This is a genomic window from Enterobacter cloacae complex sp. IR5441 (genome assembly GCF_049238215.1).
Taxonomy (GTDB): domain Bacteria; phylum Pseudomonadota; class Gammaproteobacteria; order Enterobacterales; family Enterobacteriaceae; genus Enterobacter; species Enterobacter hormaechei_C.
Map to the genome: position 1 here is coordinate 342,702 of NZ_JBMKIA010000003.1, position 22,469 is coordinate 365,170.

The following is a 22,469-nucleotide window of genomic DNA, read 5'->3' on the forward strand; positions in this document are numbered from 1 at the left end:
GGTGGCGTCGATCAGAACGGATAATCGTTATAGCCCATCTGCTCTGAAATTTTGCGCGCTGCGGTATGCAGAATCGCCACATATTCATGAAGACGCTCTTCAGAGAAACGCAGCGTTGGGAACGAAATGCTCAGGCCCGCAATGACAACGCCGAAGCGGTCAAACACCGGCACACCGATGCAACGCAGCCCCTCTTCCTGCTCTTCGTTATCTTCCCCGTAACCCTGCTCACGCACTTTATCCAGCACGCTCAGCAGTTCTTCCGTACTGGTAATCGTGCGGTCGGTGCTGCGTTTGTACTCCACCCCGTCAAGGATTTGCTTCACCTCTTCGCGATCGCGCCAGGCCAGCAGTACTTTACCAATTGCGGTGCTGTACAGCGGGTTACGACGACCGATGCGTGAATACATGCGCAGGTTGTACATGGAGTCAATTTTGTGGATGTAAACAATACTGTCTTCATCCAGCGCACCGAGGTGAATTGTCTCTTTCGTCAGTCGTGAAAGTTCACGCATCTGAATGTCAGCGCTGCGGATCAGATCCACGTTCTGCAAGGCGCGGGCGCCCAGTTCAAACAGTTTCAGGGTCAGAGAATATTTTTCTGATTCTCCTTCCTGCGCGACATAACCCAATGATTTCATCGTCTGCAAAAAGCGATAAACGGTGCTTTTCGACATCATCACACGCTGCGACAACTCTGTAATACCAATTTCACGCTCTTCTCCGAGCGCCTGCAAGATGCCAAACACCTTCAGCACGGAAGAAACAGAATCTGGCTGCTTATCCAAATCTGCGATTGCCATTTATCACCTCATGGAGAGTGTTTTATAAAAATCAGAACCGGTTTTTATTATAAATTCGTGTTATGCGTGCTGCAATCTATCTGGGTTTACTTCGTTCCAAATCTGCGACATAAAACCGAAATAACGATGCTAAAATAGTTACTCTGAAAATAATTTCACGTTGAGCCATTCTTTTCCCATGCAAAAAAACGTTTCTGATGGCCTGCCCTTACCGCAGCGGTACGGGGCAATTGCCACTATTGTCATCGGTATTTCGATGGCTGTCCTTGACGGTGCGATTGCCAACGTGGCTCTTCCTACGATTGCCAAAGACCTTAATGCTTCGCCGGCAAGCTCCATCTGGATTGTCAACGCGTACCAGATAGCGATTGTGATTTCCCTTCTGTCACTCTCTTTCCTGGGCGATATGTTTGGTTATCGCCGGGTTTACCAGTGCGGGCTGGTGGTGTTTACCCTCACCTCGCTCTTCTGTGCCCTTTCAGATTCACTGCACACCCTTACGCTGGCGCGTATCGCGCAGGGCTTTGGCGGCGCGGCGCTAATGAGCGTGAACACGGCCCTGATACGGCTTATTTATCCTCAACGCCACCTGGGGCGCGGCATGGGCATTAACTCCTTTATTGTGGCCGTGTCGTCCGCCGCCGGCCCAACGATTGCCGCCGCCATCCTGTCCGTTGCCTCGTGGCAGTGGCTGTTTGCCATTAACGTGCCGCTGGGCATTGTGGCGTTCTTCTTCGCCCTGCGCTATCTTCCGGAAAATGGTCCGAAAAGTACCATGCCACGTTTCGATCTGCCCAGCGCCGTGATGAACGCGCTGACTTTTGGCCTGCTGATTACCGCGCTGAGCGGATTTGCGCAGGGACAGTCTCTGTCGCTCATTGCCGCAGAAATCGTTGCCATGCTTATCATCGGCTTTTTCTTTGTACGACGTCAGCTGGCGCTGCCCGTGCCGCTACTTCCGGTGGATTTGCTACGTATTCCGCTGTTTTCGCTATCCATTTGTACCTCCATTTGCTCGTTCTGCGCCCAGATGCTGGCGCTGGTTGCGCTGCCGTTCTTTTTGCAGAGCGTGATTGGCCGTTCAGAAGTGGAGACAGGCTTGCTGCTCACGCCCTGGCCGCTGGCAACCATGGTAATGGCCCCGCTGGCCGGTTACCTTATTGAGCGCGTCCATGCCGGGCTTCTGGGGGCGATTGGGCTGGTTGTCATGGCGGTGGGACTGTTTTCGCTGGCGCTCCTGCCCGCCTCGCCGGGGGATCTGGATATTATCTGGCGCATGATCCTGTGCGGGGCCGGTTTTGGTCTGTTCCAGTCCCCTAATAACCACACGATTATCACCTCTACCCCACGTCATCGCAGCGGTGGCGCCAGCGGGATGCTGGGCACGGCAAGACTGTTAGGGCAAAGCACCGGGGCCGCACTGGTGGCGTTGATGTTTAACCTTGCCGGGCAGAATGCGACACAGGTTGCGCTGATTACCGCAGGGACCCTGGCGACCCTCGCGGCTGTCATTAGCGGCCTTCGCGTCACCCAGCCAAAGGCGCAGGCATAAAAAAACCGGGCGGAGAATGGCTCCAGCCCGGTTCTTTTCACCCCGATTACGTTACTTCAGGTATTCGCCGCTACGCAGCGCTTCAATACGTTTATCCAGCGGCGGGTGAGACATAAACAGCTCGCTCAGCGACTTTGATTTGCCGTTGATGCAGAAGGCCATCATGCTGTTTGCTTCCTGCGGCTCGTAGCTGGTTTTAAGACGTTGCAGCGCAGCAATCATCTTTTCACGACCCACCAGTTTCGCGGAACCGGCATCCGCGTGGAACTCACGATGACGGGAGAACCACATGGTAATGATGCTTGCCAGGATACCGAACACCAGCTCCAGCACCATTGAAACAGCAAAATAGATCAGCGGGTTGCCGTTGCTCTCTTCACCCTCATCACGGTTGCCACCCATAAACCCGGCAGCAATCTGTGCCAGAATACGAGAAATAAAGATAACGAAGGTGTTCACCACACCCTGGATCAGGGTCATGGTGACCATATCGCCATTGGCGATATGGCTGATCTCGTGAGCAATAACCGCTTCCGCTTCGTCACGGCTCATGTTTTGCAGCAGGCCGGTACTGACGGCCACCAGGGACGCGTCACGACGCGCACCGGTAGCAAACGCGTTAATATCCGGCGCGTGGTAGATGGCTACCTGCGGCATGGCAATGCCCGCCTGCTTTGACTGCTGAGCAACCGTGCTCATCAGCCACTGCTCCATATCGTTACGCGGTTGCTCAATAACTTCACCGCCCACGGATTTCAGTGCCATCCACCTGGACATCAGCAGTGAAATGAAAGAGCCACCGAAACCAAACAGCAGCGCCATAATCAACAGACCCTGAACGCTGCTCGACTGAATTCCCGTCAGGCTTAGCACCAGCCCGAATACCACCATCACCGCCAGGTTGGTGAGCAGGAAGAGCGCGATTCGCATCATAATATTCTTTTAACCTCAGTTTAACAAAACGCACTATGCGATTACCCACATCGTATGGGTATTACGGCTATTTTCAAGCATCCAGACGGCGTAAGTCACCAGAAAGACACAACTTTACACAATTGGAAATCTGCCTGACGGAAGAAGGAGGTACATAAAGAAACAGGCACAATTTCTTGTGCCTGTTGGGGGATTATTTTGTCGGAGCAGGTTGCAGGGCAGGTTTCTCTTTTTCCAGCTTCGCGAGATCAAGCGCGATATGCACCGTCTCGTCCAGATACGGATCGGGCTCCTGGTAATCCTTAGGCAGATCGTCCAGTTTTTTGAGCAGAGGCTTGCCTTCACGTTTGAAGCGATCGTTGATACGCGCCAGACGTGTCGCGTCATCTTCATTGTTCTCTTTCTCACGCTGGGCGTAGTTCAGAGACACAATGTTCCGTTTCGCTTTCAAAGCGTTGAAACGCGCGATGTCCTTCATGATGTACTGGAATTCCGGATCCTTCCCGATGCGATCGTTGTGATTTTTCAGCAGTTCCGGTCCGAACTGTTTCATATCACCTGATTTCACGAATGTCGCGGCATCAATGCTATCCCACGGCAGCGCGTTATCTTCAAACTTCTCGCCCGTTTCCGTCTCTTCGGTACCTGTCGGCATCATGATATCCGGCGTCACGCCTTTGCGCTGCGTACTGCCGCCGTTGACGCGGTAAAACTTCTGAATGGTGTACTGTACTGAGCCCAGCGCAGGCCACTCAGGGCGCAGCATCTGGTCGTAAATACGGTTCAGAGAGCGGTACTGCTGAACGGTGCCCTTGCCAAACGTCGGTTCGCCGACGATTAATGCCCGGCCGTAATCCTGCATGGCAGCAGCGAAGATTTCCGATGCAGAGGCGCTGAAGCGATCGACAAGCACCACCAGCGGACCCTTATAGTAGACCACACCATCGGTATCGGCATCTTCACGCACTTTACCGTTGTTATCGCGCACCTGTACCACCGGGCCAGACGGGATAAACAGCCCGGAAAGCGAGACGGCCTCGGTCAATGCCCCGCCGCCGTTGCTTCGCAGGTCAATGATCACGCTGCTGACATTCTGCTTTTCAAGCTTCTGGAGCTGCACTTTCACATCATCGGTCAGGCCGACGTAGAAACCAGGGATATCCAGAACGCCAACCTTCTCTTTACCCACGGTTTTCACCGACATTTTCACCGCGCGATCTTCCAGACGGATACGCTCACGGGTCAGAGTAACGATACGGGTTTTGGTCCCCTTACCGGCTGGCAGGATCTCCAGGCGAACTTTGCTGCCCTTCGGCCCTTTGATCAGCGCAACAACATCATCAAGACGCCAGCCAATCACGTCCACCATGCTCTTTCCGGTTTGACCCACACCGACAATACGGTCGCCTACGCTGATCGCTTTGCTTTTCGACGCAGGGCCACCGGCCACCATGGAGTTGATTACGGTGTAGTCATCGTCCATCTGAAGCACAGCACCGATACCTTCCAGAGACAGGCTCATTTCGGTATTGAACTGTTCGGTGTTACGTGGAGAGAGATAATTAGTGTGCGGATCAATTTCATGCGCAAACGCGGTCATCGCCAGCGAGAAAACATCTTCACTGTTGGTCTGCGCCAGACGACGAATAGCGAATTTGTATCGACGATTTAACGTCTCACGGATCTCTTTCTCGTCTTTGCCTGTAAGCTTGAGGCTCAGTTCGTCATATTTGACTTTTCCGTCCCACAGCGCATTCAGTTCAGCCTCGTCTTTCGGCCATGGCGCTTTGCTGCGGTCCAGATTAAAGGTGTCGTTGCCGGTGAAGTCCATCGGACGTTCCAGCACTTTCAGCGCGTATTGATAACGCTCAAAACGGCGCTTTTGCGATAAGTTGTACAGATCGTAGAACAGATCGAGCTTTCCGGAGCGCAGCTCATCACCCACTTCGGATTTGCGTTTAGCGAACTGTTCGACATCGCTGGCCAGCAGTACGTTATGGCTGTAATCCAGCAAGTTCAGATAACGGTCAAAGATTTTGGCCGAAAAGGCCTGATCGAGATCGAACTGACGATAGTGCGAACGAGTAAAGCGCGACGTCACGCGCTCACTCACCGTCGCGTGCTGAGTCTCTTCCTTGAGAACCGGAATTTGATCAACACGCGTAATATCGTCCACAGCGAAAGCATGGCCTGTTATAGCAAACAGGCCAGCCAGCGCGGTGAGCTTAAAAAAAGTGTTCATGCCAGGCTCGGCCTCCGTTTCAGAACAACAAGTGTTCTGCGCGTACAATCATTGACATACCAGAAGTCAGCTGTACACGAACGCCATCTTTGGTGATTTCCAGTACGGTGGCGTCCATCGCGTTGTTACCCGCTTTCACCTTCAGAGACTGACCTACGCTCAGCGCATTGATGTCAGAAACTGGGGTGTGGCGCGGCTCTTCGCGCGGCGCACGTGGGGCTTTAGCTGCGGGTTTGTCAGCACGCGGTTTGCGATCGTTATTTTCAGTACGACGCGGTGCCGGGCGCGGTTTACGCTCGCGACGAGGGGCGTCTTCCTGACCGTTTGCCGCTGCGGCTTCGCGTTTTTTCGCCTGCTGTTCCGCACGCTGTGCCTGCACGCGAGCTTTGGCTTCTTCAAGCTGCTTACGCGCATGTTCTACGTGCTGCTCGTCCAGCTCACCGCACGGGTTGCCGTCAAGGTCGACACGGGTCGCACCCGGCTTGATACCGTACAGGTAACGCCAGCTCGAGGTATAAAGGCGCAAGGCAGAACGAAGCTGCGTTTTGCTGAGGTTCATCTCCCCCTCAACGCGCGCGACCAGATCCTGAAAGATACCGACTTTCAGAGGACGCGCTTCACCTTCAGCGCTGAAGCACTGCGGGAAACGCTCGGCCAGAAATGCGATAACTTCTTTACTGCTATTCAACTTAGGTTGATTTTCCATGAAATTTCCTGATTACAACGGACGTTGCCAACAAGCGCAGGCATGAACAGGCGACATTATAATGACGCTATCAGTAAATGCTACGTTATCCGTTGATTATCCTGCGACGCTCGCAAAGAATTTATGATAATCGGTCTCTGCCAGAACATTTTCCAGGTTTGCGGCCAGCGCGCGCAGCCCCTGCTCATCCTCGGCAGTAAAGCGGCTGAAGACCGTGCTGTCGATATCCAGAACGCCAATAATCTGATTTTTAACCACCAGCGGCAGTACGATTTCAGAATTGCTGCTGGCATCGCAGGCAATGTGGCCGGCAAACGCATGAACATCTTCGACACGCTGAACCTGACGGGTCGCCACTGCGGTACCGCACACGCCACGACCTACCGGGATGCGTACGCAGGCGAGTTTACCCTGGAAAGGCCCCAGCACCAGCGTGTCACCTTCCAGCAGATAAAAGCCCGCCCAGTTCACGTCAGAAAGGCGTTCGAACAGTAACGCACTGGTATTTGCCAGAGTGGCTAAGAAACTGGTTTCCCCTGCCATTAATGCCTTAAAATCGCGATTCAGATCCGCGTAGAATTCTGTTTTGTTCATTATTCAATCACTTAGTTATCTTACATAGTTACCGCATAGCCTATTAAAATAAGCATTAAATGCGCTCATGCTCAAGATGAATCCGTTCATGAGTTATTATAACTTTCAACAATACTAATCTGTGTGCGACTGATGGCCCTAAAAACACCCCAAATTACGCCGACACGAAAGATCGTTGTCCGTACGGTAAGCCAGGCTCTGCCCCGTGCACATTATCAGCGTTGTCCACAGTGCGATACGCTTTTTATGTTGCCGAAGATGAAATCGCACCAAAGTGCTTTTTGTCCATGCTGCGATGCCAAAATCCGCGATGGCCGGGACTGGTCATTGACGCGTCTGGCGGCAATGGCGGTCACCATGCTGCTGCTGATGCCCTTCGCCTGGACCGAGCCGCTGTTAAAGCTCTACCTGCTTGGCGTGCGTATTGACGCTAACGTGTTGCAGGGGATCTGGCAGATGACGCGCCAGGGTGATCCGCTTACGGCCACCATGGTGCTGTTCTGCGTCGTCGGCGCGCCGTTGGTGCTGGTCGCGGCAATTGCCTACCTGTGGTTTGGCAACATTCTGGGGATGAACCTGCGCCCTGTCCTGCTCATGCTGGAAAAGCTCAAGGAGTGGGTGATGCTGGACATCTATCTGGTAGGCATTGGCGTGGCCTCCATCAAGGTGCAGGATTATGCGTTTTTACAACCCGGCATCGGCCTTTTCGCGTTTATTTCACTGGTCCTGCTGAGTATTTTGACCCTGATTCATCTCAATGTTGAACAGCTTTGGGAGCGATTTTACCCGCAGCGCCCCGCGACCCGGCCTGATGAAAACCTGCGCGTCTGCCTGGGCTGCCATTACACCGGTTTTCCGGATAAACGCGGGAGGTGCCCACGCTGCCACATTCCGTTAAGATTGCGACGCAACAACAGCCTGCAAAAGTGCTGGGCGGCGCTAATCGCCTCCCTGGTATTTTTGTTCCCGGCCAACATGCTGCCGATCTCCGTAATTTATGTGAACGGCGCCCGTCAGGAAGATACTATCCTTTCGGGGATTATCTCTCTGGCGCACAGTAACGTGGGGGTCGCCGCCATTGTTTTCATCGCCAGTATTCTGGTGCCCTTTACCAAAGTGGTGGTGATGTTTACGCTGCTTATTAGCATTCACTTTAAATGCGAACAAGGACTACGCACCCGCATCCTGCTTCTGCGATTTGTGACCTGGATTGGTCGCTGGTCGATGTTGGATCTGTTCGTGATTTCGCTGATGATGTCGCTCATCAATCGCGATCAGTTACTTGCTTTTACCATGGGACCCGCAGCTTTTTATTTCGGCTCTGCGGTGATATTGACTATTCTTGCAGTGGAATGGCTGGACAGCCGCTTACTTTGGGACGCACATGAGTCAGGAAACGCCCGCTTCGCCGACTGAAGCGAGAATTAAAACAAAACGCCGCATTTCGCCATTCTGGTTGCTGCCTGTCATCGCGCTGATGATCGCAGGCTGGCTTATCTGGACGAGCTATGAAGATCGCGGAAGTACCATCACGATTGATTTCCAGTCTGCGGACGGCATTGTCGCCGGACGTACCCCCGTTCGCTTCCAGGGGGTGGAAGTGGGTACCGTGCAGGATATTTCCCTTGGCAAAGGGCTGAACAAAATCCAGGTCCGGGCGAGCATTAAGTCTGATATGCAGGATGCCCTGCGTGCCGAAACGCAGTTCTGGCTGGTCACGCCTAAAGCCTCCCTGGCCGGCGTTTCCGGGCTGGATGCGCTTGTGGGCGGTAACTATATCGGCATGATGCCCGGCAAAGGTGAGCCACAGGATCACTTTGTTGCGCTGGATACCCAGCCGAAATATCGGCTGAATAACGGCGATTTGATGATCCATCTCCGCGCGCCGGATCTCGGCTCGCTGAACAGTGGTTCTCTGGTCTATTTCCGCAAAATTCCGGTTGGCCGCGTTTACGACTACGCCATTAACCCGAACAAAGATGGCGTGACCATTGATGTACTCATCGAGCGCCGTTTTACCAACCTGGTGAAAAAAGGCAGCCGCTTCTGGAACGTCTCAGGCGTCGATGCCGACCTGAGCTTAAGCGGTGCGAAAGTGAAGCTTGAGAGCCTGGCGGCGCTGGTGAATGGCGCTATCGCCTTCGACTCACCTGCTAACTCCAGCCCTGCCGCCGCAGAAGATACCTTTGGCCTGTACGCCGACCTGGCGCACAGCCAGCGCGGTGTCATCGTCAAGCTGACCCTGCCGGATGCCAAAGGCCTGAAAGCCGGTTCGACCCCGCTGATGTACCAGGGTTTAGAGGTCGGGCAACTGACAAAATTAACCCTCAATGCGGGCGGTTCCGTTACCGGCGAAATGACGGTGGATCCGAGCGTGGTGGATCTCCTGCGGGAAAAAACGCGCATTGAACTGCGTAATCCGAAGCTCTCCCTCAGCGACGCCAGCATCAGTTCTCTGCTGACGGGAAGCACCTTTGAGCTGATCCCCGGCGAAGGTGCGCCGAACAAAAACTTTGTTATCGCGCCGGCGGATAAAGCCCTGCTGCAAAAACCGGGCGTGTTGACGGTTACGCTGAATGCACCGGAAAGCTACGGTATTGAAGCCGGGCAACCGCTGATCCTGCACGGTGTGCAGGTGGGCCAGGTCCTCGAACGTAAGCTGTCGGAAAAAGGGGTCTCCTTCTCCGCCGCCATCGATCCGCAGTACGGCAACCTGGTCCACGGCGACAGTAAATTTGTGGTTAACAGTCGGGTCGACGTGAAGGTGGGTCTGGACGGGGTTGAGTTCCTCGGCGCCAGCGCCAGTGAGTGGGTTAACGGCGGGATCCGCATTCTGCCGGGCAGCAAAGGTGAGCTGCGCGAAAGCTATCCGCTGTTCGCCAATCTGGACAAAGCCATTGAAAACAGCCTCGGCGACCTGCCAACCACCACGCTGACCTTAAGCGCTGAAACGCTGCCGGATGTCCAGGCAGGCTCCGTCGTGCTTTACCGTAAGTTTGAGGTGGGGGAAGTGATCACCGTTCGTCCTCTTGCGGACGCGTTTGATATCGAACTGCATATCAAGCCGGAGTACCGCAAGCTGCTCACGCCAAACAGCGTGTTCTGGGCTGAGGGTGGCGCGAAAGTGCAGCTCAACGGCAGCGGGCTGACCGTACAGGCATCGCCTCTCTCCCGTGCCCTGCGCGGTGCGATCAGCTTCGATAACCTGAGCGGCGCGGGCGGCAACATGCGTAAAGGTGACAAGCGGATCCTCTTCCCGTCCGAAACCGCGGCGCGCGCGGTCGGGGGGCAAATTACCCTGCACACCTTTGATGCCGGTAAACTGGCTGAAGGCATGCCCATCCGCTATCTCGGCATTGATATCGGGCAGGTCCAGAAGCTGACGCTGATCACCGCACGCAACGAAGTGCAGGCGACCGCCGTGCTTTATCCGGAATATGTGCAGACGTTTGCCCGGGCAGGCTCGCGCTTCTCGGTGGTTACGCCGCAAATTTCTGCCGCAGGGGTTGAGCATCTCGACACCATACTTCAGCCGTACATTAACGTTGAACCGGGTCGCGGCAACGCGCGTCGTGAATTTGAGTTGCAGGAGGCCACCATCACCGACTCCCGTTATCTGGACGGTTTGAGCATTGTGGTTGAAGTGCCGGAAGCCGGTTCGCTGGGCATCGGTACGCCGGTCCTGTTCCGCGGCATTGAAGTAGGGACAGTAACAAGCCTGACGCTGGGTAATCTGTCCGATCGCGTGATGGTCGGCCTGCGCATCAGCCAGCGTTATCAGCATCTGGTGCGCAACAACTCGGTGTTCTGGCTCGCTTCAGGCTACTCGCTGGACTTCGGCCTGACCGGTGGCGTGATCAAAACGGGGACCTTTAATCAGTTCATTCGCGGCGGCATTGCCTTCGCGACGCCGCCTGGCACGCCTCTGGCGCCTAAGGCGCAGGCAGGTAAACACTTCCTGCTGCTGGAAAGTGAACCGAAAGAGTGGCGCGAATGGGGAACGGCGCTGCCGCGTTAATCTCGCAGGCTCCGGTGTCAACGCGCCGGAGCCTTTATGTTACACTGCGCACCTGAATATTTCCCTGTGGTGTGCCCGTGGCTCAAAACTCCGTATTTCTTCCCGAACAATTCCTCGCACAGATGCGCGAGGCGCTTCCAGCTCATCTCTCTTTCGACGATTTCGTCGCCGCATGCCAGCGCCCTTTGCGCCGGAGTATTCGCGTCAATACGCTGAAAATCAGCGTCGGGGCGTTTCTGGATCTCGTCTCCCCCTACGGCTGGCAATTAACGCCAGTGCCGTGGTGTGAAGAGGGTTTCTGGATCGAACGGGATGACGAGGAGAGCCTGCCGCTCGGCAGCACCGCCGAGCACCTGAGCGGGCTGTTTTATATTCAGGAAGCCAGCTCCATGCTGCCGGTTGCTGCGCTGTTTGCCGACGGGAACCAGCCTGAGCGGGTTATGGATGTCGCGGCGGCGCCGGGCTCTAAAACCACGCAGATTGCCGCCCGGATGAACAACCGCGGCGCGATCCTCGCCAACGAATTTTCCGCCAGCCGCGTTAAAGTCCTGCATGCCAATATCAGCCGCTGCGGGATCCACAACGTCGCGTTAACGCACTTCGATGGTCGCGTGTTTGGCGCTGCCCTGCCGGAAGCCTTTGATGCCATCCTGCTCGACGCGCCCTGCTCCGGCGAAGGCGTGGTGCGTAAAGATCCTGATGCGTTAAAAAACTGGTCCGTTGAAAGCAACCTGGAGATCGCCGCCACACAGCGCGAACTGATCGACAGCGCGTTTCATGCCCTGCGCCCAGGCGGGACGCTGGTTTACTCTACCTGCACGCTGAATCGCGATGAAAACGAGGACGTCTGCCTGTGGCTCAAGCAACGCTATGCGGATGCCGTCGAGTTTCTGCCGCTGGACACCCTCTTCGACTCGGCCAGTCATGCGGCCACCCCTGAAGGCTTCCTGCATGTCTTCCCGCAGATTTACGATTGCGAAGGCTTCTTTGTTGCCCGTCTGCGTAAAACCCGCGCCGTCGATCCCTTGCCTGCCCCTAAGTTTAAGGTCGGCAACTTCCCGTTCACGCCGGTCAAAGGCCGTGAGGCGGCACAGGCGCAAGCGGCTGCGAGCAAAGTCGGCCTGCACTGGGATGAGAGCCTGCGCCTCTGGATGCGTGACAAAGAGCTGTGGCTGTTCCCGGTCAACATCGAACCGCTGATTGGTAAGGTGCGTTTCTCCCGCCTCGGTATTCGCCTGGCGGAGATCCACAACAAAGGCTATCGCTGGCAGCACGAAGCGGTCATTGCGCTGGCCGGCAGTGAGAACACCTTTGCCCTGACGCATCAGGAAGCGGAAGAGTGGTATCGCGGTCGTGACGTTTACCCGGAAGACGGCCCCTCACAGGATGAAGTCATCGTGACGTATCAGGGCTATCCGCTGGGGCTGGCGAAAAAAGTCGGCTCGCGGCTGAAAAACAGCTATCCGCGCGAACTGGTACGCGATGGCCGCCTGTTTACCGGTAACAACCGCAGCGCCTGAAAAAAAGCGCATTTTTTTACTGGCGATTTCGCTCTCCTTGTCTAGGATCAAAAATGGGTGACTGCACTGGTCATACCAGATTTTGGGCAACAAACCGGAGAGCATTATGACGAAAACCAGCGTACGCATTGGCGCTTTTGAAATCGACGACGCTGAATTGCGCGGCGAATCACAAGGCGAACGAACGTTAAGTATTCCCTGCAAATCCGATCCGGATTTGTGCATGCAGCTGGACGCCTGGGATGCAGATACCAGCGTCCCGGCGATCCTTGATGGGGAACATTCCGTTCTGTACCGTGAGCATTACGACAGTAAAACCGATGCCTGGGTCTTGCGTCTTGCCTGACCCAAAGAGAACCCGCCCGAAGGCGGGTTATTTATTACTGAAGCTGCGCCAGCGTCAGAAAGCCCCCGAATACTGCCCCCGTATCAATGTAGTGCAGATTGTTAAAATCGTAGCGTTTGTCCACAGGCGTATGTCCAAACCAGAAGTGATCCGCGCCGCTAATGCCCTGCCCTTTGCCCACCATAAAGCCCATTAACCGGTCGCGATCCCACAGCACGCGCTGGGCATCCACTGGCTTATGCCAGCCATATTCGGCGGAGGGATAATCCGCATGAGCAATCACGTTCAGACCGTTTTTGCAGGTTATTTCAATAATGTGCGGTAAGTCCCGACACGCATCGAGTAAACCCTTCGCCTGTTTTTGTTGAGCGTCCTTAAGCCCGGTAAACCAGTTACCGCCATTTATCGACCAGAGACTAAAATCATTATTTTCAAGCGCATCTAACGCCATTTGCTCGTGATTACCGCGTACCGCATAAAACCAGTTTTCCTGCATCAGCTGTAAACATTTTACGCTGTCAGGCCCGCGATCGATAATATCCCCCACCGAGATCAGCAGATCCGTATCAGGATTAAAATGCCGTCGTTTCAGCTCATCTATAAGCCACTGATAGCAACCATGAATATCGCTGACAACCCAGACATGACGCCAGTGTTCTCCCTCTATTTTCTGATACATAACGCCTCCTGTAAGAAGTATAGCTGCCACAGAAAATGTCATGAGCTGGCGCTGGATTTTGCGAATCCAAACAAACCATAAACCAGCCGGAAATAAAGATCGCTGCGCTATTAATCCCTTATTCCCTGGCCTTTAAAATAGAGCGGAATAAAAAGAGGGATTTTCACGTGTCAAACATACACCTGCAAAACGATGTTTTTTATCCGCATCGCACAAATATTATTTCTGAACTGGTGAGAGGAAAACGCGTTCCCGGCCCAATCTGGCACAAACGTGATTACCGGTTAAAGTTCCTTCTACGCTCGCTTTTATTCTGGTCCTCCACCCATCGCATGCTGGAGGCCCTGTCCGGGCGCGATGATTTCGACAGGCTGCTCACCTCTCAAATTACCTTGCCGAGCAAAACTCACCGCCAGTATCTGATGCGCGGCCTGAACTCAAACGATCGGGCCGATGCTATCGTCAGCCACTATCAGTGGATTGATAGTCTGAAAAACATCGCCCTCGCCCACGCGCTGACCAGCCCGCAAGAGGTGCCGGTTGTCCGGTTCGAGGCAAAAAACGGCGAAATCTATACCGTCCACGCCTCGTCCGCAGGTAAGGCCGAACGCGAAGGCGAAAGCACGCTTTGGCTGCACGACAATGACAATACGCTGCTTGCCAGCCTGACGTTCTGTGTCGCACGCAGTAACGGCCGTACGGTGCTGGTGATCGGCGGCCTTCAGGGTCCACGTCGTCATGTTTCACGGGAGGTGATTAAGCAGGCTACCCGTGCCTGCCATGGGCTTTTCCCGAAACGCGTGCTGATGGAGGTGATCTTCCAGCTTGCCTCACGCTCGAACATTAGCGCGATTTTTGCCGTCAGCGATGAAGGCCATGTTTTCCGCGCGCTGCGCTACCGTCTGAGCAAAGGCCGTCATTTTCACGCCAGCTACGACGAGTTCTGGGAAGGCCTGAACGGAAAGAAACTCTCCCCCTTCTGCTGGCAGTTGCCGCTTCAGATGGAGCGTAAAGCACTGGATGAGATTGCCAGCAAAAAACGCGCCGAATACCGTCGCCGCTTTGCGTTACTTGATGATATTGCGGCTTCCGTACATGCGCGCATTGATCCCGCAGTCGTCTCAGGCAAAATACAAACAAAAATTTAACAAAACAGCCAAAAAGGACTGGACTTACGCCTGCCGGGTTGTGGTATGTTTGAAGCAGGCGCACAGGAAGTGAACCTTCTGCTGAGACGAAAACCGGATTTTATCGTTTATTTTCAAGCAGATAAAAAGAGACCGAATACGATTCCTGTATTCGGTCCAGGGAAATGGCTCTTGGGAGAGAGCCGTGCGCTAAAAGTTGGCATTAATGCAGGCTCAATCGCCTTGCCCTTTAAGAATAGATGACGACGTCAGGTTTTCCAGTCCACAGCAAAAGTGGTCTGAAAAAAAGCGTCATAACATCACTAAATGTGAAAAACCGCAGAGCTTTTACAAGCACCTGCGGTTTTTTTTTACTGGAAACCTGACGGCTAGCAGAGCTTTTCAGCGCGCTCAATAAACGGTGCCAGACTCATCTTCTGCCCGGGGTTTGCCGGGTCATCTACCTGGATCACGCTGACAGGCTGTCCGTTACTTTTCCCGCTGGCAACCTGCTGCTCCGCCACGTCATTTAACGGATACTGCACGAGCGTACTGGGATTGATGACATACAGCGCGTTACCGGGACGGCAGGTAAGCATGACTTCTTCACGATTAAATGCCCAGTTGTCCTTACCCACTTCAAACCGGCTGACAGTGATGACCTGCGGCGCGGCTAACGCACTGCTGGCACAGGTGAGAAGTAAAAGAGAAAGCAGTGTCTTTTTCATATGTTATTTAACCTTGTCAGAAGGGTTCCCAGGTCGCGAACAGGCTGACGGCCGCCAGTACCAGCGCGCCCAGCACCACCTCTGCCTGTGTCATCCTGATAAAAATCTGTTGTTCCCGCCCGGCCTCCGGGCGAAAGCGTGGCACAAGAAAATACCGATTCGCCAGCGCAATTGCCACCATCATCATGACCAGCGCACATTTGAACAACAACAGCTGGACATAAGGCGCCTGCCACGGCACGTTTATGCCAACAATAAAGAGCGTATTGATTATCCCGGTCAGCAGCACGCCTGCCACGGCGTAATGCCCCACGCGGGAGAAGCGCATCATGGTAAAGATAACGGCTGGCTGCCAGCGGCCTTTCGCCAGACGCATGCAAAACAGCAGCGGCAGTAAACCACCCACCCAGGTCGCGGCGCAGAGCAGGTGAAGCGCATGGTTGAGACGATGCAAAGCTCCCGGTGCGCCACCGTTCATCGCGGCATGTCCCACGCCCGCCAGCAGCACCAGCTGCCCCATCGCGAGCAGTAACAGCCGTGAGCCTTTTTGCGGGGTAAGCCATGCAGCGCCCGCCGTCACAGCGGCCAGCACCATTTGCCACAACCAGACGCCGCCAAATTGCGTTCCCAGCACGCTGCGCCAGACCGCCGGACGAATGACATCGCCCCAGCCGTTGCCCATCAACCCACTTTGCAGGCCAAACATCAGCAGAGCCGCTATCAGGCTGATTAAGGCCGCGAGTTTCTGCTGCCGCTGGAAACGCCGGGTCATGAGGCGCTGCAACGAAGACGGCGCAAACCAGACGCTGTAAAGCGCGTTGCCGAAAAGCAGCATCAGCGCAGCAAAATGGATAAAGCGTAACGCGACGTAGCTCAGGGTCAGCATGCTATTTCACGCTAAAGTGATAGCTGCCTTTGGTTTTGTGGCCATCCACGGAGAACACATGCCAGTCCACCGTGTAGGTGCCGGACGTCAACGGTTTCTCAAGAGGAACAATCAGCTTTGCGTTATCCTTCTCGTCACGCTTCACCGCGCCGGTCTGGATCTTGTGCTGCTGTGCGTCCGTCACCACCACGCCGCTGAAGGCAGGCTCAATGCCTTCCGAGAAGTTCAGGGTAATGACCTCTGGTGCCACCGCAACGGTATTTTCCTGCGGGGATTGCTGCTTAAGATGCGCATGGGCCAGAACTGAGGGCGTGATGGCTGAAGAGAGCAGAAATGCCAGCGCGCACGCGACACGGGAAGGGGTAAAATGCATCACAATCATTCCTTTTCGTTATGCCTGAATGCTAAAGAATAACTCTGTATAATTAACGAGTCGAGGAACATCCTTTGCTCCCTTGTCATCGTTGAACAATCGCGGTAACGTTGCCGCCGCAGAAAAAGGAGAAGGAAATGAACGTTAATCTGGCCGCCCTTCCTCAGGACGAGATGGACAAAGTGAATGTCGATCTCGCCGCCGCGGGGGTCGCATTCAAAGAGCGTTACAACATGCCCGTCGTGGCTGAAGTGGTAGAGCGTGAACAACCCGCGCATCTCCGCGACTGGTTTCGCGAACGTCTCATTGCGCATCGCCTCGCCTCCGTCAATCTCTCGCGCCTGCCGTACGAACCTAAAGTTAAATAAGCTTAACGTCTCGTTACACTTCCTTACGCGTTATGTGGCAGGATAAGAAAACCCTGATAAATTTAGGTGTAATCTTAAAATCCCAGCGACTTAGTGTATAAGGAAGTCACGATGTCACGATGGAATATTGCCGCGGCTCAGTATGCCCCGCGGCACAACTGTGTTGATGAGCACGTAAAACATCACCTGCACTTTATTGCCGAGGCTGCATGGCATGGGTGCGATTTGATCGTCTTTCCGGAGCTTTCGCTTACCGGCCCAGGCGGAACATCCTTACCCCCACCCCCTGACGATTTGCAGCTTGCCCCCCTCCTTCACGCCGCCCAGTCACGTTTCATCACGGTGATTGCTGGTATTACGCTCCAGCAACACGGCCAGCCCCAGAAAGGACTCGCGCTTTTCACCCCTAACCTGTCGACTATTCGGCGTTATCCGCAGGGCAACGGTGCGGGTGTTATTCCTGGCGATAAACGGTTAACCATCGTGGATAACCAGGCTGACGCCCCGGAACTGGACCCGGAGGCAACGCTGTTCACCAGCAGCCTGGCCGTGGGCGAGCATCGCTGGCGGCAATCCATCGGTTCGTTACAACGCTTCGCGCACAAGTACGCCATCGCGGTATTAATGGCGAACGCGCGCGGCGGTAGCGCGTTATGGGATGAAAAAGGTCAGCTGATCGTACGTGCCGATAAGGGAGAACTGCTGCTAACCGGTTCTTTAGGCCAACAGGGTTGGCAAGGCGATATCATTCCATTAGGCTAGGCATTTTTGGATCAGGAGCGATCAATGCTGCGCGTTATCGATACCGAAACCTGTGATTTGCAGGGTGGAATTGTGGAAGTCGCTTCTGTCGACGTGATTGACGGAAAGATAGTCAACCCCATGAGCCATCTGGTGCGCCCGGATCGTCCCATCAGTGCGCAGGCGATGGCGATACATCGCATTACGGAATCGATGGTGGCGGATAAGCCGTGGATTGAAGAGATCATCCCTCTTTACCACGGTAGCCAGTGGTATGTGGCCCATAACGCCAGCTTTGACCGCCGCGTGCTGCCGGAGATGCCCGGCGAATGGATTTGCACTATGAAGCTGGCGCGCCGTCTGTGGCCGGGGATCAAATACAGCAATATGGCGCTGTATAAGTCGCGTAAACTCAGCGTGCGGACGCCGGAAGGGCTGCATCATCACCGCGCTCTTTACGACTGCTACATCACCGCAGCGCTCCTGATTGATATCATGAATACTTCCGGCTGGACGCCAGACGATATGGCGACCATTACCGGGCGCCCCGCGCTACTGACCACCTTTACGTTCGGAAAATATCGCGGGAAGCCAGTATCGGAAGTGGCGGACAAAGATCCGGGCTATCTGCGCTGGCTGTACAACAACCTCGACAGAATGAGCCCGGAACTGCGCCTGACGCTGAAGCATTATTTAGGCGAAGCCTGAGTCCCCGCCCGGCCTGGCAGCGTATCCTGCGCCAGGCCAATCAAAAAGGCGTACTCCAGCGCCACCCCTTCATAGGATTTAAATCGCCCTGATTTCCCTCCGTGCCCCGAGTCCATATCGGTACACAGCAGCAGCAAATTATCGTCAGTTTTCAGCTCACGCAACTTCGCCACCCATTTCGCGGGCTCCCAGTACTGTACCTGGGAATCGTGCAGGCCGGTGGTCACCAGCATATGCGGATAGGCTTTCGCCTCGACGTTATCGTACGGGCTGTACTCTTTCATGTAGCGATAATAGGTTTCATCCTGCGGGTTCCCCCACTCCTCAAACTCCCCGGTGGTCAGTGGAATGGACTCATCCAGCATGGTCGTCACCACGTCCACAAACGGCACCTGGGCGATAACGCCTTTAAACAGTTCAGGCCGCTGGTTGATCACGGCGCCCATAAGCATGCCCCCGGCGCTGCCCCCCATGCCAAAGCAGAGCTGCGGATCGCCATAACCCTGCGCGATCAGCGCATCGCAAACATCAAGGTAGTCATTAAAGGTATTTTTCTTTTTGAGAAATTTTCCGTCTTCATACCAGTGCTGACCCAGCTCGCCGCCGCCGCGAATATGGGCAATCGCATAAACAAAACCGCGGTCGAGCAGGCTCAGCCTGCTGCTGCTGAAATCGGCGTCCATGCTGGATCCATAGGAGCCATAGCCATAGACGAGGATGGGGTTTTTACCTTTGTTGAAGTGCGCCTTGTGATAGACGAGCGACACTGGGACTTCAACGCCGTCGCGTGCGGTCACCCACAGGTGCTCACTGCGATAATTTTCCGACTCAAAACCCCGGACCTCAGCCTGTTTAATCACCTGACGCTGCCCGGTGTCCATATCCAGTTCAAACAACGTATCCGGGGTGGTCATCGACGAATAGCCGTACCGCAGGCGGGACGATTCCGGTTCCGGGTTAAAGCCGATCCACGTTACGTAAGCCGGGTCATCGAACGCAATGCCCACCACTTCGCGGGTTTTGCGGTTGATTTGGCGGATACTGGTCAGTCCGCGCTGACGCTCTTCCACCACCAGCCAGTCGGTAAACAGGGTGAACCCCTCCAGCATCACCTGATCGCGCGCGGGAATTAACACTTCCCATTTGCGTTCATCGCGCACTTTGGTTTTATAAAGGCCAAAGTTTTTGCCCTCGCGGTTCGAACGCAGGTAAAAGCTGTGCTGGAAGTGATCCAGGCTGTACTCATGATCTTTACGGCGCGGCAGGAAGCACAGAGGCTGCGCATCCGGCAGCTCTGCATCCAGCAGCAGCACTTCTGAGGTGGTGGCGCTGGAGAGGAAAATGATCACGTAGTGGCGAGACGACGTTTTGTGCAGGCTGACATAGAACGTCTCGTCTTTTTCCTCATACACCAGTTCATCGCCGGCGGAATCGGTCCCCACCGTATGACGCCAGACCTGATAAGGCAGCAGCGTTGAGACATGCTTTTTAACGTAGTAGACCGTTTCTGAATCGTTACCCCAGACGAAATCGGGGGAGACATTATCCAGCATTTCGGGATACCAGTTTCCCGTTTCAAGATTGCGGAAACGCAAACCGTACTGGCGGCGGGAGAGGTAATCCTCAGCCAGCGCCATAATGGCGTTATCGGGGGAAATGGACATGCCGCCCAGCGTATAAAACTCACTGTGGGCCGCACGTTTGTTGGCATCCAGCAGGATCTCCCATTCATCCCACTCGGCGCTCAGCACAGACTGGCGCTGGTAGATGGGATATTCGTTTCCCGGCTCATAAATATGGCGATAGCGATAACCGTTTTTGCACCACGGGGCAGAGACATCACGCTGAGGGATACGCTGCACCATTTCCTTCAGAAGTTGATCCTGAAGCGCCTGCTGGCTGGCCATGACCTGGCGGCCATAGTCGTTTTCCTCGTGCAGATAGTCCAGCACCTCTGGCCGGGAACGAGAATCGTCCCGCAGCCAGTAGTAGTTATCTATACGCGTATCGCCATGCGTGGTGATCGCATAAGGAGTACGTCGGGCTTTTGGAGGCATGGCATTCTTACTTTTTCGTTTTACATCCTATAAGGTTGGCAAAACACGCGTATGATGCAAGCGAAACATGGCCTTCTAGCCCACGAGGGTCTGCTTCTGCTGCTGAATATCCTGCTCAATTCCCTCACGAACGTCCTGTGGGATCTTCAGCGCATCGCCCAGGGCGTTCAGGTAGCTGCGCTCCATAAAGTGATCGATATCGATGGCGGCACAGCTCAGAAAATAGAGTTCCAGCGCCTCTTCTTCGTTTTTCACGCTTTGCGCCAGACGCTGCGGATCAAGCGGCTGTTCGATGGCCTGCGCCACCAGCGCCCTGCCCTGCTCCTCAACGCCCGCTTCCCGCATCTGCTGTTCAATTGCGGCACGTTCAATGGCATCAATATGCCCGTCGCTCTTGGCCGCAAAGACCAGGGCGAGGATCAACCGCTCGGTGCGTAAATCTAACGGCGATACCTGCTTCCCGTACTGCGGTTCATCCTGATGCGCGCTGCGCACCTTGTCTTTGTATTTGTTCCATAAGACGGAGCCTGCAATAGCCCCTCCGCCCGCCAGCAGCGCGCCGGTACCGTATTTGGTAAGCAGTTTCCGCGATGATTTATTGGCAACCAGCAAACCGGCCAGCCCGCCGAGCGCACCCGGCACCAGCAGCTTGCTCAGACCCTGCTCGCCGGACGACGAGCCTTTTTGTCCCAACAGGGATTGCAGTTGATTCATCCAGCCTGACATATTTTTCCTCACGTAACAGTGCGTAACCTTCACAGCCTAAGCGAGCGGGTGTCAGGAAATGTCTGTCAGTGCTAAAGAAGCGCAAATTTCCCCCCTGTCCGGTTATCCCCATACAAGACAGACGCAAACGTTTTCGTTTATACTGCCCGCATCTTTTTCAGGGGGATTTTTATGACTCGTTTAGGAACCGCGCTGCGTCCCGCCGCGACGCGCGTCATGCTGTTGGGATCGGGTGAACTGGGTAAAGAAGTGGCCATTGAATGCCAGCGTTTAGGTGTGGAAGTGATTGCGGTGGACCGTTACGCGAATGCGCCCGCCATGCACGTCGCGCATCGCTCGCACGTCATCGATATGCTTGACGGTAATGCCCTGCGGGCGTTAATTGCCGACGAAAAACCGGATTTCGTGGTACCTGAAATTGAGGCCATTGCCACTGAGATGCTGGTTGCCCTTGAACAGGAAGGCCAGCGCGTGGTCCCCTGCGCCACTGCGGCAAAACTGACCATGAACCGGGAAGGCATTCGTCGCCTGGCGGCAGAAGAATTACAGCTCCCGACCTCCAGCTACCGTTTTGCCGGGGATAAAGCTGCGTTTCTCCAGGCCGTAGAGGAGATTGGCTACCCGTGCATCATTAAGCCGGTAATGAGCTCCTCCGGCAAAGGGCAGAGCTTTATCCGCGACAGCAGCACGCTGGACAACGCCTGGGACTATGCCCAGCAGGGCGGCCGAGCCGGGGCCGGGCGCGTCATCGTGGAAGGCGTGGTGAAGTTTGATTTTGAAATTACCCTGCTCACCGTCAGCGCCGTGGATGGCGTTTATTTCTGCGACCCTATTGGTCATCGCCAGGAAGACGGCGATTATCGCGAATCCTGGCAGCCGCAGCAGATGAGCGAGCTGGCGCTGGCACGCGCACAGGAGATCGCCCGCAAGACGGTGCTGGCGCTGGGCGGCTACGGCCTGTTCGGCGTGGAGTTGTTTGTTTGCGGCGACGAGGTGATCTTCAGCGAAGTCTCCCCTCGTCCACACGATACCGGGATGGTTACGCTGATTTCACAGGATCTCTCCGAGTTCGCGCTGCACGTACGCGCTTTCCTCGGCCTGCCGGTTGGCGGCATCCGTCAGTACGGCCCGGCAGCCTCGGCGGTGATCCTGCCGCAGCTGACCAGCCAGAATGTCACCTTTGATAACGTCGAAGGTGCGGTTGGCGCAGGCTTGCAGGTCCGGCTGTTCGGCAAACCGGAGATCGACGGAAGCCGTCGTCTGGGCGTGGCATTAGCGACCGGGGAAAATGTGGACGAAGCCGTCGCGAGAGCAAAAAGAGCGGCTGCGAACGTCAGCGTAGCAGGATAAAAAAACGGGCCG

Annotated in this window: 22 protein-coding genes; 11 read left to right on the top strand and 11 right to left on the bottom strand. The window is 55.1% G+C overall.

Annotation, left to right across the window (positions count from 1 at the left end; translation table 11 throughout):
• Positions 1 to 11 precede the first annotated feature (11 nt).
• The gene (kdgR, locus tag ACOTX5_RS06170; RefSeq protein ID WP_015570299.1) at positions 12 to 803 is read right to left on the bottom strand and encodes a DNA-binding transcriptional regulator KdgR; all 792 of its coding nucleotides are present in this window, start codon (positions 801 to 803) and stop codon (positions 12 to 14) included.
• Between the two features lie 178 nt (positions 804 to 981).
• Here kdgR and ACOTX5_RS06175 point away from each other — a divergent pair, with 178 nt between their 5' ends.
• Positions 982 to 2,355: an MFS transporter gene (locus ACOTX5_RS06175; protein WP_045911193.1), complete on the top strand. Its 1,374-nt coding sequence runs from the start codon at positions 982 to 984 to the stop codon at positions 2,353 to 2,355.
• 51 nt (positions 2,356 to 2,406) lie between these two features.
• Here ACOTX5_RS06175 and htpX read toward each other — a convergent pair whose 3' ends face one another.
• The 4 genes from htpX to ACOTX5_RS06195 form a co-directional block, all read right to left on the bottom strand.
• On the bottom strand, positions 2,407 to 3,288 hold the full coding sequence (gene htpX, locus ACOTX5_RS06180; RefSeq protein ID WP_015570297.1) for a protease HtpX: 882 nt from the start codon (positions 3,286 to 3,288) through the stop codon (positions 2,407 to 2,409).
• Between the two features lie 193 nt (positions 3,289 to 3,481).
• Positions 3,482 to 5,530 (bottom strand): carboxy terminal-processing peptidase, encoded by a 2,049-nt coding sequence (gene prc, locus ACOTX5_RS06185; protein ID WP_015570296.1) that lies wholly within the window; start codon positions 5,528 to 5,530, stop codon positions 3,482 to 3,484.
• Between the two features lie 19 nt (positions 5,531 to 5,549).
• A complete protein-coding gene (gene proQ / locus ACOTX5_RS06190; protein ID WP_003859895.1) occupies positions 5,550 to 6,236 on the bottom strand; it encodes an RNA chaperone ProQ in 687 nt (228 codons plus the stop codon).
• Positions 6,237 to 6,332: 96 nt separating this feature from the next.
• The gene (locus tag ACOTX5_RS06195; protein WP_045911191.1) at positions 6,333 to 6,830 is read right to left on the bottom strand and encodes a GAF domain-containing protein; all 498 of its coding nucleotides are present in this window, start codon (positions 6,828 to 6,830) and stop codon (positions 6,333 to 6,335) included.
• Between the two features lie 132 nt (positions 6,831 to 6,962).
• On the opposite strand from ACOTX5_RS06195, the gene yebS reads away from it, so the two are divergent.
• The 4 genes from yebS (at position 6,963) to ACOTX5_RS06215 (ending at position 12,714) form a co-directional block, all read left to right on the top strand.
• Positions 6,963 to 8,246, top strand: coding sequence for a membrane integrity lipid transport subunit YebS (yebS, locus tag ACOTX5_RS06200; RefSeq protein ID WP_045911258.1), 1,284 nt, complete (start codon positions 6,963 to 6,965; stop codon positions 8,244 to 8,246).
• On the top strand, positions 8,215 to 10,848 hold the full coding sequence (locus ACOTX5_RS06205; protein ID WP_045911190.1) for a PqiB family protein: 2,634 nt from the start codon (positions 8,215 to 8,217) through the stop codon (positions 10,846 to 10,848). Before yebS ends, ACOTX5_RS06205 begins: the two co-directional genes overlap by 32 nt.
• 77 nt (positions 10,849 to 10,925) lie before the next feature.
• Positions 10,926 to 12,368 carry a 16S rRNA (cytosine(1407)-C(5))-methyltransferase RsmF gene (gene rsmF / locus ACOTX5_RS06210; protein ID WP_045911189.1) on the top strand — a complete coding sequence of 481 codons (1,443 nt, stop codon included), beginning with the start codon at positions 10,926 to 10,928 and terminating at the stop codon, positions 12,366 to 12,368.
• 106 nt (positions 12,369 to 12,474) lie between these two features.
• Positions 12,475 to 12,714 carry a YebV family protein gene (locus tag ACOTX5_RS06215; protein ID WP_003859885.1) on the top strand — a complete coding sequence of 80 codons (240 nt, stop codon included), beginning with the start codon at positions 12,475 to 12,477 and terminating at the stop codon, positions 12,712 to 12,714.
• Between the two features lie 34 nt (positions 12,715 to 12,748).
• Here ACOTX5_RS06215 and pphA read toward each other — a convergent pair whose 3' ends face one another.
• Positions 12,749 to 13,393 carry a protein-serine/threonine phosphatase gene (gene pphA / locus ACOTX5_RS06220; protein WP_017384338.1) on the bottom strand — a complete coding sequence of 215 codons (645 nt, stop codon included), beginning with the start codon at positions 13,391 to 13,393 and terminating at the stop codon, positions 12,749 to 12,751.
• A gap of 167 nt (positions 13,394 to 13,560) precedes the next feature.
• Between pphA and ACOTX5_RS06225 the strand changes: the two genes are divergently transcribed.
• Positions 13,561 to 14,541, top strand: a complete 981-nt coding sequence (locus ACOTX5_RS06225) for a VirK/YbjX family protein (protein WP_045911188.1) — start codon at positions 13,561 to 13,563, stop codon at positions 14,539 to 14,541.
• Between the two features lie 45 nt (positions 14,542 to 14,586).
• Entirely contained in the window at positions 14,587 to 14,784 is a 198-nt protein-coding gene (locus ACOTX5_RS06230; protein ID WP_017693250.1) for a hypothetical protein, read from the top strand.
• Positions 14,785 to 14,909: 125 nt separating this feature from the next.
• On the opposite strand, the gene ACOTX5_RS06235 is transcribed toward ACOTX5_RS06230, so the two are convergent.
• The 3 genes from ACOTX5_RS06235 to yobA are packed head-to-tail and all read right to left on the bottom strand — an operon-like array spanning position 14,910 to position 16,507.
• Positions 14,910 to 15,248, bottom strand: a complete 339-nt coding sequence (locus ACOTX5_RS06235) for a YebY family protein (protein WP_045911187.1) — start codon at positions 15,246 to 15,248, stop codon at positions 14,910 to 14,912.
• A 16-nt stretch (positions 15,249 to 15,264) separates the two neighbouring features.
• Positions 15,265 to 16,134: a copper homeostasis membrane protein CopD gene (copD, locus tag ACOTX5_RS06240; RefSeq protein ID WP_045911186.1), complete on the bottom strand. Its 870-nt coding sequence runs from the start codon at positions 16,132 to 16,134 to the stop codon at positions 15,265 to 15,267.
• Position 16,135: 1 nt separating this feature from the next.
• On the bottom strand, positions 16,136 to 16,507 hold the full coding sequence (gene yobA, locus ACOTX5_RS06245) for a CopC domain-containing protein YobA (protein ID WP_045911185.1): 372 nt from the start codon (positions 16,505 to 16,507) through the stop codon (positions 16,136 to 16,138).
• A gap of 137 nt (positions 16,508 to 16,644) precedes the next feature.
• Here yobA and ACOTX5_RS06250 point away from each other — a divergent pair, with 137 nt between their 5' ends.
• The 3 genes from ACOTX5_RS06250 (at position 16,645) to exoX (ending at position 18,324) form a co-directional block, all read left to right on the top strand.
• Entirely contained in the window at positions 16,645 to 16,875 is a 231-nt protein-coding gene (locus ACOTX5_RS06250) for a DNA polymerase III subunit theta (RefSeq protein ID WP_003859784.1), read from the top strand.
• 111 nt (positions 16,876 to 16,986) lie between these two features.
• The gene (locus ACOTX5_RS06255; RefSeq protein ID WP_015570289.1) at positions 16,987 to 17,637 is read left to right on the top strand and encodes a carbon-nitrogen hydrolase family protein; all 651 of its coding nucleotides are present in this window, start codon (positions 16,987 to 16,989) and stop codon (positions 17,635 to 17,637) included.
• 24 nt (positions 17,638 to 17,661) lie between these two features.
• A complete protein-coding gene (gene exoX / locus ACOTX5_RS06260; protein ID WP_015570288.1) occupies positions 17,662 to 18,324 on the top strand; it encodes an exodeoxyribonuclease X in 663 nt (220 codons plus the stop codon).
• Here the strand turns inward: exoX and ptrB are convergent.
• Complete coding sequence (ptrB, locus tag ACOTX5_RS06265) at positions 18,306 to 20,381, bottom strand: oligopeptidase B (RefSeq protein ID WP_045911184.1); 2,076 nt, start codon at positions 20,379 to 20,381, stop codon at positions 18,306 to 18,308. The two genes, exoX and ptrB, sit on opposite strands and share 19 nt — an antisense overlap.
• Before the next feature lie 75 nt (positions 20,382 to 20,456).
• Positions 20,457 to 21,107 carry a tellurite resistance TerB family protein gene (locus ACOTX5_RS06270; RefSeq protein WP_045911183.1) on the bottom strand — a complete coding sequence of 217 codons (651 nt, stop codon included), beginning with the start codon at positions 21,105 to 21,107 and terminating at the stop codon, positions 20,457 to 20,459.
• Positions 21,108 to 21,278: 171 nt separating this feature from the next.
• Here ACOTX5_RS06270 and purT point away from each other — a divergent pair, with 171 nt between their 5' ends.
• The gene (purT, locus tag ACOTX5_RS06275; RefSeq protein ID WP_045911182.1) at positions 21,279 to 22,457 is read left to right on the top strand and encodes a formate-dependent phosphoribosylglycinamide formyltransferase; all 1,179 of its coding nucleotides are present in this window, start codon (positions 21,279 to 21,281) and stop codon (positions 22,455 to 22,457) included.
• The last annotated feature ends 12 nt before the right edge of the window (positions 22,458 to 22,469 follow it).